The organism is Pseudomonas sp. SGAir0191, from assembly GCF_002812565.2.
In the GTDB taxonomy this organism is placed as follows: Bacteria; Pseudomonadota; Gammaproteobacteria; order Pseudomonadales; family Pseudomonadaceae; genus Aquipseudomonas; species Aquipseudomonas parafulva_B.
The window spans coordinates 3,608,030-3,622,125 of sequence record NZ_CP025035.2; the positions used below are offsets into that span (position 1 = coordinate 3,608,030).

At 62.7% G+C, this 14,096-nt stretch carries 12 protein-coding genes and 1 riboswitch; of the genes, 8 read left to right on the top strand and 4 right to left on the bottom strand.

Annotated features, from left to right (window positions below):
* Nucleotides 1–41: 41 nt before the first annotated feature.
* A riboswitch (cobalamin riboswitch) is annotated at nucleotides 42–250 on the bottom strand.
* An 86-nt stretch (nucleotides 251–336) separates the two neighbouring features.
* The 5 genes from CWR53_RS16100 to CWR53_RS16120 all read left to right on the top strand — a co-directional run bounded on the left by CWR53_RS16100 (nucleotide 337) and on the right by CWR53_RS16120 (nucleotide 6,077).
* Nucleotides 337–900 (top strand): tyrosine-type recombinase/integrase, encoded by a 564-nt coding sequence (locus CWR53_RS16100; protein WP_100852044.1) that lies wholly within the window; start codon nucleotides 337–339, stop codon nucleotides 898–900.
* Nucleotides 901–936: 36 nt separating this feature from the next.
* Nucleotides 937–2,724: an N-acetylglutaminylglutamine amidotransferase gene (locus CWR53_RS16105; protein WP_058605634.1), complete on the top strand. Its 1,788-nt coding sequence runs from the start codon at nucleotides 937–939 to the stop codon at nucleotides 2,722–2,724.
* 4 nt (nucleotides 2,725–2,728) lie between these two features.
* Nucleotides 2,729–4,474 carry an N-acetylglutaminylglutamine synthetase gene (gene ngg / locus CWR53_RS16110; RefSeq protein ID WP_058605635.1) on the top strand — a complete coding sequence of 582 codons (1,746 nt, stop codon included), beginning with the start codon at nucleotides 2,729–2,731 and terminating at the stop codon, nucleotides 4,472–4,474.
* 105 nt (nucleotides 4,475–4,579) lie between these two features.
* On the top strand, nucleotides 4,580–5,764 hold the full coding sequence (locus CWR53_RS16115) for an osmoprotectant NAGGN system M42 family peptidase (RefSeq protein ID WP_058605636.1): 1,185 nt from the start codon (nucleotides 4,580–4,582) through the stop codon (nucleotides 5,762–5,764).
* Between the two features lie 85 nt (nucleotides 5,765–5,849).
* Nucleotides 5,850–6,077: a YheU family protein gene (locus tag CWR53_RS16120; protein WP_023533767.1), complete on the top strand. Its 228-nt coding sequence runs from the start codon at nucleotides 5,850–5,852 to the stop codon at nucleotides 6,075–6,077.
* 27 nt (nucleotides 6,078–6,104) lie between these two features.
* Here CWR53_RS16120 and csrA read toward each other — a convergent pair whose 3' ends face one another.
* Entirely contained in the window at nucleotides 6,105–6,305 is a 201-nt protein-coding gene (csrA, locus tag CWR53_RS16125) for a carbon storage regulator CsrA (RefSeq protein ID WP_058605637.1), read from the bottom strand.
* A gap of 129 nt (nucleotides 6,306–6,434) precedes the next feature.
* The gene (locus CWR53_RS16130) at nucleotides 6,435–7,244 is read right to left on the bottom strand and encodes an SDR family oxidoreductase (RefSeq protein ID WP_058637554.1); all 810 of its coding nucleotides are present in this window, start codon (nucleotides 7,242–7,244) and stop codon (nucleotides 6,435–6,437) included.
* Between the two features lie 224 nt (nucleotides 7,245–7,468).
* On the opposite strand from CWR53_RS16130, the gene CWR53_RS16135 reads away from it, so the two are divergent.
* Nucleotides 7,469–7,621 carry a DUF3309 family protein gene (locus CWR53_RS16135; protein WP_012271016.1) on the top strand — a complete coding sequence of 51 codons (153 nt, stop codon included), beginning with the start codon at nucleotides 7,469–7,471 and terminating at the stop codon, nucleotides 7,619–7,621.
* Between the two features lie 49 nt (nucleotides 7,622–7,670).
* Here the strand turns inward: CWR53_RS16135 and CWR53_RS16140 are convergent, their stop codons facing one another.
* Together CWR53_RS16140 and CWR53_RS16145 are read right to left on the bottom strand one after the other, a co-directional pair.
* On the bottom strand, nucleotides 7,671–9,335 hold the full coding sequence (locus CWR53_RS16140) for a cation acetate symporter (protein WP_027915845.1): 1,665 nt from the start codon (nucleotides 9,333–9,335) through the stop codon (nucleotides 7,671–7,673).
* The gene (locus CWR53_RS16145; RefSeq protein ID WP_058605639.1) at nucleotides 9,332–9,643 is read right to left on the bottom strand and encodes a DUF485 domain-containing protein; all 312 of its coding nucleotides are present in this window, start codon (nucleotides 9,641–9,643) and stop codon (nucleotides 9,332–9,334) included. Before CWR53_RS16145 ends, CWR53_RS16140 begins: the two co-directional genes overlap by 4 nt.
* 1,699 nt (nucleotides 9,644–11,342) lie before the next feature.
* Here CWR53_RS16145 and CWR53_RS16160 point away from each other — a divergent pair.
* Nucleotides 11,343–12,707 carry a glutamine synthetase family protein gene (locus CWR53_RS16160; protein ID WP_100852665.1) on the top strand — a complete coding sequence of 455 codons (1,365 nt, stop codon included), beginning with the start codon at nucleotides 11,343–11,345 and terminating at the stop codon, nucleotides 12,705–12,707.
* A gap of 25 nt (nucleotides 12,708–12,732) precedes the next feature.
* The gene (locus CWR53_RS16165; protein ID WP_100852045.1) at nucleotides 12,733–14,040 is read left to right on the top strand and encodes an FAD-binding oxidoreductase; all 1,308 of its coding nucleotides are present in this window, start codon (nucleotides 12,733–12,735) and stop codon (nucleotides 14,038–14,040) included.
* The last annotated feature ends 56 nt before the right edge of the window (nucleotides 14,041–14,096 follow it).

Consider the following 14,096-nt stretch of genomic DNA (forward strand, 5'->3'; position numbering starts at 1 on the left):
ACGCGCCCACGGAAACCGGCCTGCGCCCGCCCACCGCGGGTTTGCCAAACAAGGCTTCAGGCCGGTCTCCGGGCTCGCGAGGGTCATGATGCCGTCACCTTCCCATGCCGGTGGCACAGTGGTCTGTCGAAAGCATCGCTCGCATACCGTTGCGGGGGCAGCGCCGGACTGATCACCCTGGGGTGACGAACCGGCTTCCCGTTTCACCCCATGCACGGCGGCAGGGGGCACCTGAAACAGGCGCGCAGATGACCATCAAAATCGTTCCGGGTCAACATCTCGTGCCAATGGCCGTCATGGATTAATCGCCACCCAGCATCGACGAACGGCATTTCGATGATTCATACCGCCTGCTTGGCGAACTTCATCCGAGCCTGCGAAAGCGTGTTCAGGTGGGCGCAGCGCTGGGTTGGAGGGCAATTGATCGGTGCCAGAAATAGGGCCGGTGCTGGAGGACTTGGGCTACTAGAAACCCTCGAAAATCGCACCAAAACCAAGCGCACACGCAAAGTTTTATTGAACGATCGGGCCTTGTACGCCCTCGAAAAACCCAGACCGCTCACCGAGGCGCGTTCAGATGATGTGTTCGCGCCCAGTGGGACAGACGACCGTTCGGCGCTGTTCAGACGCCCCGAAGCGAGTCAAAAACGTTACTGGCTGGCAGCTTCGCGGATGCTTGGTATCAGGCACCGCAGGATGCACGACACGCGCCACACGTACGCAACCATGTGCCTGGTCGCCGGCATGAACCCGGCATTCATCGCCGCGCAACTCGGGCACAGCGTGCAGGTGCTGCTCTCCATGCGCCAGGTGGATCAACGCCCCAACGACTGGGCGCAGTTTGATCAGCCTAAGCCTGCGGGAAGCAGTACAAATGCGGTACGCGCGAAAAGCCAGTGACGCCATGAGTGCCGAAACTCAAAGGGTTTACGTTACATGTGCGGACTAGCTGGAGAATTGCGTTTCACCCCCCTCGGTCAAGCCCCTCGCCCAGCCGACCTGGCTGCCGTTGAGCGAATTACTCATCACCTGGCGCCACGTGGCCCGGATGCGTGGGGCTTTTACAGCCAGGGGCCAATTGCCCTCGGCCACCGTCGCCTGAAAATCATGGACCTGTCCGACGGCTCGGCCCAGCCCATGCAGGACAGCACCCTGGGCCTGTCACTGGCCTTCAACGGCGCCATCTACAACTTCCCCGAATTGCGCCAGGAGCTGCTGGACCTGGGCTATAGCTTCTGGTCCGACGGCGACACGGAAGTGCTGCTCAAGGGGTACCACGCCTGGGGCGAGGCCCTGCTGCCAAAGCTCAACGGCATGTTCGCCCTGGCTATCTGGGAGCGCGACAGCCAGCGCCTGTTCCTGGCCCGCGACCGCCTGGGCGTAAAGCCCCTGTACCTCTCGCGCAACGGCGAGCGCCTGCGCTTTGCATCGACCTTGCCGGCGCTGCTCAAAGGGGGCGACATCGACCCGATGCTCGACCCGGTGGCACTGAACCACTACCTGAATTTCCATGCCGTGGTCCCGGCGCCGCGCACGCTGCTGGCCAACGTGCAAAAGCTCGAACCCGGCACCTGGATGCGCATCGACCGCCACGGCGAAGTCGAGCGCAGCACCTGGTGGCAACTCCAGTACGGCCCTAACCCGGATGAGCGTGACCTGACCCTGGAGGATTGGACCACACGGGTCCTTGACGCCACCCGCGATGCGGTTGCCATTCGCCAGCGCGCTGCCGTCGACGTGGGCGTGCTGCTCTCCGGCGGTGTCGATTCCAGCCTGCTGGTTGGCCTGCTGCGCGAAGTGGGGGTGGACGACCTGTCGACCTTCTCCATCGGTTTCGAGGACGCAGGCGGCGAGCGCGGCGATGAATTCCAGTACTCGGACCTGATCGCCAAGCACTACGGTACCCGCCACCATCAACTGCGCATTGCCGAGCACGAGATCATCGATCAGTTGCCTGCGGCGTTCCGCGCCATGAGCGAGCCGATGGTCAGCCATGACTGCATCGCCTTCTACCTGCTATCGCGCGAAGTGGCCAAGCACTGCAAGGGCGTGCAGAGCGGCCAGGGGGCCGACGAGCTGTTTGCCGGCTACCACTGGTACCCGCAGGTCGATGGCGCCAACGATGCTTTCGCGGCGTACCGCGAAGCGTTCTTCGACCGCAGCCATGCCGAATACCGTGACACCGTGCAGCCGGCCTGGCAGCTGGAGAACGATGCGGCTGGCGACTTCGTCCGTGAACACTTCGCCCGCCCTGGCGCCGACGCGGCCGTAGACAAGGCTCTGCGTCTGGACAGCACGGTGATGCTGGTGGACGACCCGGTCAAGCGTGTGGACAACATGACCATGGCCTGGGGCCTGGAGGCCCGTACGCCGTTTCTGGACTACCGCCTGGCAGAACTGTCGGCTCGCATTCCGGCACGCTTCAAGCTGCCCGACGGCGGCAAGCAGGTGCTCAAGGAGGCGGCGCGCCGGGTGATTCCGCATGAAGTCATCGACCGCAAGAAGGGTTACTTCCCGGTGCCTGGCCTCAAGCACCTCGAAGGCGCCACCCTGGGTTGGGTACGCGACCTGCTGACCGACCCGAGCCAGGACCGCGGCCTGTTCAATCCGGCCATGATCGACCGTCTGCTGAGCAACCCGCACGGCCAGCTCACCCCCCTGCGCGGTTCCAAACTGTGGCAGTTGGCGGCGCTGAACCTGTGGCTGACCGAACAAGGACTCTGAACCCATGAAAGCCCACGAAACGGCCTATGGCCAGCGCCTGCTGCGCGGCCAGGCGCCCTCTTACGAGCGCCTGCAGGCACGCCTTGCGGGCGATGGCAGCGAGCCCCACGACCAGCCACGTGCCCTGCACTGTGGCTGGGGACGGCTACTGATCGGGCATACCTATGCCGACCCGGCCAAACTGGCCGAAGACCTGTTGGGCGAATGCCGCGGCGAACGCGACATTGCCCTTTACGTGGCGGCGCCCCAGCAGGTGCTGGCCCACGCGCCGCAGCAACTGTTCCTGGACCCCTCGGACACCCTGCGCCTGTGGTTTACCGACTATCGCCCGGCACAACGGGTATTTCGCGGCTTTCGCGTGCGTCGGGCGCAAAACCCCAGTGACTGGCAAGCCATCAACACGCTCTACCAGGCACGCGGCATGCTGCCCGTGGACCCTGAGCTGCTCACCCCGCGGCACCTGGGCGGACCGGTGTACTGGCTGGCCGAGGACGAAGACAGTGGCGCGATCATCGGCAGTGTCATGGGCTTGAACCATGCCAAGGCCTTCGACGACCCGGAACACGGCAGCAGCCTGTGGTGCCTGGCCGTAGACCCGCACTGCACCCGTCCTGGGGTGGGTGAAGTGCTGGTGCGCCACCTGATCGAGCACTTCATGAGCCGCGGCCTGGCCTACCTGGACCTGTCGGTGTTGCACGACAACCGCCAGGCCAAGCGCCTGTACGAAAAACTGGGCTTTCGCAACCTGCCCACGTTCGCCGTCAAGCGCAAGAACGTCATCAACGAGCGCCTGTTCCTGGGCCCTGGCCCACAGGCTGACCTCAACCCCTATGCGCGCATCATTGTCGATGAGGCCCTGCGCCGGGGTATCGAGGTGCAGGTGTGCGACGCCGCTGCCGGTCTGTTCACCCTGAGCCTGGGCGGTCGCCGCGTACGCTGCCGGGAGTCGCTCAGCGACCTGACCAGCGCCGTGACCATGACCTTGTGCCAGGACAAGCGCCTGACCCAACACGCCCTGCACAATGCAGGTCTGCTGGTGCCGGCGCAGCAACTGGCCGGTAACGCCGATGACAACCTGGCGTTCCTCGAGGACCACGGCGCGGTCGTGGTCAAACCCGTGGATGGCGAACAGGGCCAAGGCGTAGCGGTCAACCTCACGACCATCGAAGACGTCACGCGTGCGGTCGAACACGCTCGACAGTTCGACAGCCGCGTGCTGTTGGAAAGCTTCCATGCCGGGCATGACTTGCGCATCGTGGTCATCGGCTATGAAGTAGTCGCGGCCGCGATTCGCCACCCGGCGCAGGTGATGGGCGATGGTACGCACAGCATCCGCGCGCTGATCGATGCACAAAGCCGGCGGCGCCAGGCGGCCACTGGCGGCGAAAGCAAGATCCCAGTGGACGATGAGACCGAGCGCACGTTGGCCGCGGCCGGCTTTGGGTATGAGGATGTGTTGCCCGCGGGCCGCCAGCTGGCCGTGCGGCGCACCGCCAATCTGCACACCGGCGGCACGCTCGAAGATGTCACGGCACGCCTTCACCCTACCCTCGCCGATGCGGCCATCCGTGCAGCGCGGGCACTGGAGATACCCGTGGTGGGCCTCGATTTCATGGTCAAGGATGCCAGCGAACCCGACTACGTCATCATCGAGGCCAACGAGCGTGCAGGCCTGGCCAACCACGAGCCGCAACCGACGGCAGAACGCTTCATCGACCTGCTGTTCCCCCATAGCAGGCCGCTGGCCTGATGCACCCCTGCTTCGCTCGGACGGGAGCCCGGCGCCGGCGCCGCTCCCGCTCGACCGTGACGACCGGATCATCCAACGCTTTTTCAACCGACCGGAGGCCTGGACATGTCTGAACGACATCCCGAACCCGATCTCGAGTACCTCAAGCGCGTCTTGCTGGAAATGCTCGCCATCCCCAGCCCTACAGGCTTCACCGACACCATCGTGCGCTACGTGGCCGAGCGCCTGGACGAGCTGGGCATTCCCTACGAACTGACCCGACGCGGCACCATTCGCGCCACCCTCAAAGGGCGTCAAAGCTCCCCGGACCGCGCCGTCTCCGCGCACCTGGACACCATCGGCGCCAGCGTGCGCCAGGTGCAGGACAACGGTCGCCTGGCCCTGGCGCCGGTGGGCTGCTGGTCCAGCCGCTTCGCCGAAGGCAGCCGCGTCAGCGTGTTCACCGATGCAGGCGTATTTCGTGGCAGCGTGCTGCCACTGATGGCCAGCGGGCATGCCTTCAATACCGCCATCGACCAGATGCCCATCAGTTGGGATCATGTGGAAGTGCGCCTGGACGCCTACTGCGCCACCCGTGCCGATTGCGAGGCGCTGGGCATAGGGATCGGCGACTTCGTGGCCTTCGACCCGCTGCCCGAGTTCACCGACAGCGGTCATATCAGCGCGCGCCACCTGGACGACAAGGCCGGGGTCGCTGCCTTGCTGGCCGCCTTGAAAGCCGTGGTGGAAAGTGGCCGCCAGCCACTGATCGATTGCCACCCGCTGTTCACCATCACCGAAGAAACCGGCTCGGGAGCCGCCGGCGCCCTGCCCTGGGATGTCAGCGAGTTCGTCGGGATCGATATCGCCCCGGTCGCGCCCGGCCAGGCCTCCAGTGAGCACGCCGTCAGCGTGGCCATGCAGGATTCGTCCGGGCCGTACGACTACCACTTGTCCCGACACCTGCTCAAGCTCGCAGGCGAACAGGAATTGCCGGTACGCCGCGACCTGTTCCGCTACTACTTCAGTGATGCCCATTCGGCGGTGACTGCGGGCCATGACATCCGCACGGCGCTGGTCGCCTTCGGCTGCGATGCCACCCACGGTTATGAGCGCACGCACATCGACAGCCTGGCCGCGTTGAGCCAACTGTTGTCGGCCTACCTGTTGAGCCCGCCCGTATTTGCCAGCGACTCGCAGCCAGCCAATGCGTCACTTGAGCGCTTCAGTCATCAGCTCGAACACGATGCGCAGATGGAGAGCGACACGCGCGTGCCGGCGGTGGACAGCCTGGTCGGTCAGAAGACCTGACAGCAAGTGTGGGACCGCCTGGCGGGCGGTCCCTGCGCCATCGAAATCGCGTAGGATGCCTACAACTCATTCAGACACGTTACCCATGCTGATTCCCTACGAACACTTGCAAGCCGACACCCTCACCCGCCTGATCGAGGACTTCGTGACCCGCGACGGCACCGACAATGGTGATGACACGCCGTTGGAAACCCGTGTGCTGAGGGTCCGCCAGGCGCTGGCCAAGGGGCAGGCGTTCATCCTGTTCGACCCTGAAAGCCAGCAGTGCCAGCTGCTGGCCAAGCACGACGTGCCTCGCGAACTGCTGGAGTAAGGCACATGCGGGGCGACTCCAGGCGGCCTATGAAGCCTTGTGCGCCCGGCGCGCCCTGGCACATTGCGTTTCCTTGATGCGCCTGTAGACCTCGGCGCGGTGCACCGGCACCTCCCGGGGTGCATCGACACCGAAGCGCACCATCCCGTCCCGGGTCTCTACCACCATGATTCGGATGTCATCGCCGATCATGATGACCTCACCCACTTCGCGTCCTATTACCAACATGTTCCGGTTCTCCAGCGAAAGGGAAAACCGGAGCGTGCAGCTTAGCCATTTGGCTACTCAATACTTCCACCCTCATTCAGAAAGACCTGACACGGCTAGGTAACCGTTCTTACAGAGCCGCCCTACTCCTTAACGGGTTCGGGCCTTCGCACGCATCTTCACTGCCATGTCGGCCATTTCATCGTACAGCCGTTCAGGTGCCTGGCATTTCAACGCCCAGGCCTGGCGCCCCGCTTCGTGGGGCAGGATCAGAAACTGCCCGTCAGCCACCTGGTGGTAGATGCACTCGGCGATATCGCTGGCACTGATGGGCGAGCCTTCCAGCAACTTGCCGACCTGCGCTTTCATGGCCGGATCCGGCCCACGGAACGAGTCCAGCAGGTTGGTCTGGAAAAATGACGGGCAGACCACGTGCACACCCACCTCTAGTTGGCGCAGCTCCACCAGCAGGCTTTCCGAGAGCGCCAGCACTCCCGCCTTGGCGACGTTGTAATTGCTCATGCCTGGGCCCTGCATGAGCGCTGCCATGGAGGCGATGTTGACGATGCGCCCTTTGCTGCGCTCAAGCAGCGGCAGAAAAGCCTTGCAGCCCTTGACCACGCCCATGAGGTTTACCGAGATCTGCCAGTCCCAGTCTTCGAGCGACAACTCGGCGAAGAACCCGCCTGATGCCACCCCGGCGTTATTGACGATCACATCGATGCCGTCGAAGTGCTCCTCGCACGCCTGTGCCAGCGCGGTGAGCTGGCTGTAGTCGCGTACATCGCACCGTTGCACGAACCCGTCCCCGCCCGCGGCACGCACCATTTCAAGCGTCTGGCGCAGGCCAGCCTCGCTGATATCGGCCAACGCCAGGCGCCAGCCTTCGCGCGCCCAACGCAGGGCAATTTCGCGGCCCAGCCCGGAGCCTGCGCCAGTGATCATGATGCGCTTGTGCATGGCGACTGCCTTTTTTCAGAGGGTGTGGCCCCAGTCTAATCAAGCCGATGCCCAGGGCGGGTGCTTATCAGGCAAGTGAATGAGCGGCCATGAACCGCCCGCTGCGCACAAAGACGGGGCGATGGCCAACACGCCGATGGAATCTTTCACAAGCAGCGTCGGTCATTAATTACAAGAGGCCGGCAACCTGGGCCCTTGACCCTCAACCACGCAAGGACTCCTCCATGACCACGATTCTCATCATCATCCTGATCCTCCTGTTGATTGGCGGCTTGCCGGTGTTCCCGCACTCGCGCAGCTGGGGTTATGGCCCGTCCGGCATCGTCGGTGTGGTGCTGGTGATCTTGTTGGTGTTGTTGTTACTCGGCATGATCTAGTGAAGCAAAAAAAAACCGCGCCCAGGCGCGGTTTTTTCATGCCTGCGAATCAGTGCGATACCGCCCCTGAAGCGCCCAGGCCAGTCTGCGAGCGCACGAACTGCGGGAAGAACAGCGCCCGCTCGTTTTCGGCAGCGGTGGACTTGTCGGTGATCGAGAAAAACCAGATACCCACAAAGGCGATCAGCATCGAGAACAAGGCCGGGTACTCGTAAGGATAGATGGCTTTCTCGTGGCCAAGGATCTGCACCCAGATGGTCGGGCCGAGCACCATCAGCGTCACCGCGCTGATCAGGCCAAGCCAGCCGCCAATCATGGCACCACGGGTGGTCAGTTTCTTCCAGTACATCGAGAGCAGCAGTACGGGGAAGTTGCAGCTGGCCGCAATGGAGAAGGCCAGACCCACCATGAAGGCGATGTTCTGCTTCTCGAACAGGATGCCCAGGCCGATGGCCAGGACGCCCAGCGCAACAGTGGTGATCTTCGAGACGCGGATTTCGTCCTTGTCGTTGGCCTTGCCCTTGCGCCACACGCTGGCGTACAGGTCATGGGACACGGCCGAAGCGCCCGCCAGGGTCAGGCCCGCCACGACCGCCAGGATGGTGGCGAAGGCCACGGCGGAGATGAAGCCCAGGAACACACTCCCGCCAACGGCATTGGCCAAGTGCACGGCGGCCATGTTGTTACCGCCCAGCAAGGCGCCGGCTGCGTCCTTGAAGTCCGGGTTGGTGCTGACCAACAGGATCGCGCCGAAGCCGATGATGAAGGTCAGGATGTAGAAGTAGCCGATGAAACCGGTGGCGTAGAGCACGCTCTTGCGGGCTTCCTTGGCATCGCTGACGGTGAAGAAGCGCATCAGGATGTGTGGCAGGCCAGCCGTACCGAACATCAGGGCCAGGCCCAGCGAGAAGGCCGAGATGGGGTCCTTGACCAGACCGCCGGGGCTCATGATGGCCTCGCCCTTGGCATGCACCTTGATGGCTTCGGAGAACAGGGTGTTGAAGTCAAAGCCTACGTGCTTCATCACCATCAGCGCCATGAAGCTTGCACCCGACAGCAACAGCACCGCCTTGATGATCTGTACCCAGGTAGTGGCCAGCATGCCGCCGAACAGCACGTACAGGCACATCAGGATACCGACCAGGATCACGGCCACGTGGTAGTCCAGGCCGAACAGCAGTTCGATCAACTTGCCTGCACCTACCATCTGTGCGATCAGGTAGAAGGCCACCACCACCAGCGACCCTGAGGCGGACAGGGTGCGGATCTGCTTTTGCCCCAGGCGATAGGAGGCGACGTCGGCAAAGGTGTATTTGCCTAGGTTACGCAGGCGCTCGGCGATCAGGAAAAGGATGATCGGCCAACCTACCAGGAAGCCAATGGAGTAGATCAGGCCATCGTAGCCGGAGGTGAACACCAAGGCGGAAATACCCAGGAACGAGGCTGCCGACATGTAGTCGCCGGCAATGGCCAGGCCGTTCTGGAACCCGGTGATGCGACCACCGGCAGCGTAGTAGTCCGAGGCGGACTTGTTGCGCTTGGAAGCCCAGTAGGTGATGCCCAGGGTGAAGGCCACGAAGGCCACGAACATGGCGATGGCAGAAACGTTCAGCGGTTGTTTCTGCACCTCGCCGGTCAGGGCATCGGCAGCCCACACGGCGGGTGCAAAGACGCCGCAGGCCAGAACGGCCAGTGTCTTGGCATGACGAATCATTGTTGCGCCTCCTTCAGGATGGCCTTGTTCAGCTCATCGAATTCGCCGTTGGCACGGCGCACATAGATGGCGGTCAGGACAAATGCCGAGATGATCAGCCCGACGCCCAGGGGAATGCCCCAGGTGATCGATGAATCAGGGCTGATCTTGGCGCCCAGTATCTGGGGGCCATAGGCGATCAGAAGGATGAAAGCGCAATAGAGCCCGAGCATGATCGCCGAGAGTATCCAGGCGAACCGTTCGCGCTTGCTGACCAGCTCCTTGAAACGGGGGCTGTTTTGTATCGAGAGGTAAATGCTGTCGTTCATTGTTTTTGTCCTAGCAGCACAGAGAGGGAATGTAACCCACACCCTTACTTTATGCGGCTGTTGGACGGCAACCAGACGACCTTAGTCTTAGATGCAACGGTGTTTTACCGATTGCGTAACAACGCGGGCGACCAAGGCGGGTTTGGCAGGGTCTGCCAGTGAGCGCCATGGTGCTTGTAGGGAGTCACTAAAGCGTTGGGTTCCAGCTCCCCCGCAGGCAGGATCTGTGCCTAACCTCGTGCATAGAGAGCCTCCGGATCATTGCCCAGCACAGAGCGTACAGAGATGTCGATAAATCGGACTTCGCACTACGTTTGCTCCAAGGTTGTATGCGGCGAGGGGTGTGGTGGTCGGTGGGTTATTAGTAATCTGCTACGTGGCTTATACTGTGCCCATCGTTTGAATCCAACCACCTTGAACTTTCCATAACTGCAACTAAGCAATCTAGCAACTCCGAAGATCTTGCTAAGGCACTCTATGCCTCTGCTGTTGCTGTTGCTGTTGCTGTTGCTGTTGCTGTTGCTGTTGCTGTTGCTGTTGCTGTTGCTGTTGCTGTTGCTGTTGCTGTTGATCTTGATCTTGATCTTGATCTTGATCTTGATCTTGATCTTGATCTTGATCTTGATCTTCGCGACTTCAGAAGGCCGAACGCAGGGCTTGCGGAGGGAGGTGACAGGCATGGATGCCTGTCAAGCGCTGGGCCCCAGGATGGGGCCTACAGCGCGGTCCTCCCGGGAGCAAGACCGGAGTGAGGGAACCCCGAAGCGCAGCGTAGGGGCCGTATGAATGGAGCGCAGCGTTTTTTGGTTACTTTTTGTCGCGTTTGACAAAAAGTGACTCGCCGTAATGGCGAAAAGGTGATTAAGCGTCGCCATCGCAAATGGACTATGCTCTGTTTCAACACCCACACCAACGCAATCAAACTTAAAACTTAAAACTTAAGAGCGTGGGCGCACATAGCAAGTTGGTATTCATTGGCGCGGGTGGCGCGCAGTCACCTTTCCGCCCTTACGGCGGCTCACTTTTTGTCTTGTCAAAAAGTAAGCAAAAACCGCCTGCTCCTATCATCCGGCCCCTACGCTACGCTCCGGGGTTCCCTCGCTCCGGGCTTGCTCCCGGGAGGACCGCGCTGCAGGCCCCATCCTGGGGCCCAGCGCTTGACGGGCATCCATGCCCGTCACCTCCCTCCGCAAGCCCTGCGCTCGGCCTCCTGAAGTCGCGATCTACGGCGCCTGAAATACCGCGCGCTTAGAAGCAAAAGTCAAAGCAACGGCAACGGCAACGGCAACGGCAACGGCACGGCAATTATCATGAGTGCACAGCTATGAAGTTGACCAACGAACCCTCGACCCTAATTATTTGCAAGCCAATCAAATGTTTAGCCAGCCCCAATGTAAAGGTTGCCATTCACTACTTTAATCTCCCTCAAGCGGCATGTGAGTATCGAACGCATGACTCCCGCCCAGCCCAGCTCACCATCGTCCAACCGCCCTTCACCGTCGAAGCCCAGGACGCTGTGCGGCGAAAATCCGTTGGTGCATGTCATCCTCGCCTTTTGGGCATTGTGGCACTGCCGTCACGCGCGACCGCCCGACACCTCGCTTACGCCTGCATGACCTCACCCGGCCTGCATAGGGCCGTTTGACCCAGCCGGGCCGCCTGCACAGGCAGGGGCCTGAGCGTTCGCGAGCGAATGATTATGCACTTTGCACCTGTGGAGCAGGCCAGCCAGTTTCTGGCCGCCAACCCCGATATCGATCTGTTCGAACTGTTCATCCTCGACGCCAACGGCGTGCCCCGCGGCAAGCTGCTGCACCGTGATGAACTGCTGGCCGTGTACCAGACCGGCCGGCCATTACCCAGCACCATTCTCGGCCTGACCGTAAACGGCGACGACGTGGAAAACTCGGGCCTGGTCTGGGATGTCGGCGACATCGATTGCCGTGCCTACCCACTCGATGGCAGCCTGGTACGCCTGCACTGGCGCCGGGTGCCGACCGCAGCGCTGCAAGTGAGCATGCACCCACACCAAGGCCTGCCGGCCAGCGTGGCCGACCCGCGTCATGTATTGTTGCGCACCGTCGAAGCCCTGAAGGCCGACGGGTACCACCCCGTGATGGCCTGCGAGCTGGAGTTCTACCTGCTCGACCAGCAGCGCGATGCCCATGGCCATCCGCAACCGGCGCTCGACCAGGACGGCGGACGCCCTCGCAGCACTCAGGTGTACGGGCTGCGAGAGCTGGAGCAGATCGAGCCGTTCCTGGCAGACCTGTATGCGGCCTGCAAGGCACAGGGCATACCGGCGCGTACGGCCATTTCGGAATACGCCCCAGGCCAAGTGGAGATTACCCTCGAACACGGTGATGCCGTGCAAGCGATGGACCAGGCAGTACGCTACAAGCGCCTGGTCAAAGGCATCGCCCACGCCCATGGCATGCAGGCCTGCTTCATGGCCAAGCCCTTCGGCCACTTGGCCGGTACCGGTATGCACATGCACCTGAGCCTGGCCGACAGCGCCGGCCGTAACCTGTTCGCCAGCGAAGATCCGGCCGGCACACCGCTGCTGCGTTACGCAGTGGCCGGCATGTTGCAGCACCTGCACGCGTCGCTGCTGCTGTTTTGCCCCAACGCCAACTCCTTCCGCCGCTTCCAGGCCAATAGCTACGCGCCCCTGTCGCCCACCTGGGGCGTGGACAACCGCACGGTCAGCCTGCGGGTGCCGGGCGGGCCGGCCAATAGCCGGCATGTTGAGCACCGTATCTGCGGGGCCGACGCCAATCCGTACCTGGCTGCCGCCGCCATGTTGGCCGCCAGTCACAGCGGCATACGTGATCAGCTCGCCCCTGGCGCGCCGATTCAGGGCAATGGCTATGCCCAGGCGACCGAACACCTGCCAACTGACTGGCTCACCGCGCTGCAAGCCCTGGAGCAGTCGACCTGGGCCCGCGAAGCACTGGGCGATGCGTTTCTTGGCGTGTACCTGAAGGTCAAGCGCGCCGAATACCGGCAATTCATGGCCGAAGTCAGCGAACAGGACTGGCGTTGGTACCTGCACCAGGCCTGAGCCCCTCACAGAACAAGGATTACCCATGAACGCAGCAGTGAACAAAGGCCCGGCGCAACGTGCGCCGTCCTACTACACCGCCACCCTCAACGACCCCACCACTTACCCCCAGCTCAAGGGCACCGTGCAGGTGGACGTGGCAATCATCGGCGCGGGCTTCACCGGCTTGGCAACGGCCGTGGAACTGGCCGAACGCGGCCTGAAAGTCGCAGTGCTCGAAGCCAACCGGGTGGGCTGGGGCGCCAGCGGGCGCAATGGTGGTCAAGTGACCGGCAGCCTGTCGGGTGACGAAGCCATGCGCGCACAGATGCGCAAGCGGCTGGGCAGCGACGTGGATGATTTCATCTGGCACCTGCGCTGGCGGGGCCACCAGATCATCGAGCAACGGGTGGCCCGCTATGGCATCGACTGCGACCTCAAGCACGGTCACCTGCACGCGGCCATGAAACCCTCGCACCTGGACGAGCTACGGGCTTTCGAGGCCCAGGCACAGCGCCATGGCATGGGTGATCAGGTCGAGCTGCTCGACCGCCAGGCGATGGCCGAACACCTGCAAAGCCCCCTGTACTTGGGCGCCCTGAAGAACCGGCGCAACCTGCACCTGCACCCGCTGAACCTGTGCCTGGGCGAAGCCCGCGCCGCCCACAGCCTGGGCGCGCTGATCTTCGAGCAGACCGAAGTGCTGGAAATCGTGCACGGCCCTCGCCCTGCCGTGGTGACGGCCCATGGGCGTGTGGACGCGCGCCAGGTGATGCTGGCAGGCGATGTCTATCACAAGCTGGAAAAGCGCCAGCTCAAGGGCAAGATATTCCCGGCCATGGGCGGCATCGTCACCACGGCGCCATTGGGCGAGCTGGCAGCGCAAATCAACCCGCAGGACCTTGCCGTCTACGATTGCCGATTCGTGCTGGACTACTACCGCCCGACGGCCGACAAGCGGCTGCTGTTCGGCGGCGGCGCCAACTACTCAGGGCGCGACTCGCGGGACATCGAAGCCGAATTGCGCCCGTGCATCGAGCGTACCTTCCCTGCCTTGAAGGGCGTGCCCATCGCGTTCCAATGGAGCTGCGCCATGGGCATCGTGGTCAATCGCATACCCCAAGTGGGCAAGCTTTCGGACCATGTCTGGTACTGCCAGGGCTACTCCGGGCACGGCATCGCCACCAGCCACATCATGGGCGAAATCATGGCTCAAGCCATGACCGGCACCCTGGAGAAATTCGACACCTTCGCGCAGTGCAAGCATGTGCGTGTGCCGATGGGAGACGTGTTGGGCAACCCGCTCCTGGCAGCGGGCATGTGGTACTACCAGATGCTGGAAAAACTGCGCTGAAGCAAGGACCGCCCGCCCTGCGAGGCCTCGTCAAAAGGGGATGCAGGGCGGTGGCA

Excerpts from the sequence above, each read along its gene's own strand:
- CWR53_RS16105 (WP_058605634.1), top strand. The coding sequence starts at position 937 with ATGTGCGGACTAGCTGGAGAATTGCGTTTCACCCCCCTCGGTCAAGCC.
- CWR53_RS16120 (WP_023533767.1), top strand. The coding sequence starts at position 5,850 with ATGCTGATTCCCTACGAACACTTGCAAGCCGACACCCTCACCCGCCTG.
- CWR53_RS16100 (WP_100852044.1), top strand. The coding sequence starts at position 337 with ATGATTCATACCGCCTGCTTGGCGAACTTCATCCGAGCCTGCGAAAGC.
- CWR53_RS16165 (WP_100852045.1), top strand. The coding sequence starts at position 12,733 with ATGAACGCAGCAGTGAACAAAGGCCCGGCGCAACGTGCGCCGTCCTAC.
- CWR53_RS16145 (WP_058605639.1), bottom strand. The coding sequence starts at position 9,643 with ATGAACGACAGCATTTACCTCTCGATACAAAACAGCCCCCGTTTCAAG.
- csrA (WP_058605637.1), bottom strand. The coding sequence starts at position 6,305 with ATGTTGGTAATAGGACGCGAAGTGGGTGAGGTCATCATGATCGGCGAT.
- ngg (WP_058605635.1), top strand. The coding sequence starts at position 2,729 with ATGAAAGCCCACGAAACGGCCTATGGCCAGCGCCTGCTGCGCGGCCAG.
- CWR53_RS16115 (WP_058605636.1), top strand. The coding sequence starts at position 4,580 with ATGTCTGAACGACATCCCGAACCCGATCTCGAGTACCTCAAGCGCGTC.
- CWR53_RS16130 (WP_058637554.1), bottom strand. The coding sequence starts at position 7,244 with ATGCACAAGCGCATCATGATCACTGGCGCAGGCTCCGGGCTGGGCCGC.
- CWR53_RS16140 (WP_027915845.1), bottom strand. The coding sequence starts at position 9,335 with ATGATTCGTCATGCCAAGACACTGGCCGTTCTGGCCTGCGGCGTCTTT.
- CWR53_RS16160 (WP_100852665.1), top strand. The coding sequence starts at position 11,343 with ATGCACTTTGCACCTGTGGAGCAGGCCAGCCAGTTTCTGGCCGCCAAC.
- CWR53_RS16135 (WP_012271016.1), top strand. The coding sequence starts at position 7,469 with ATGACCACGATTCTCATCATCATCCTGATCCTCCTGTTGATTGGCGGC.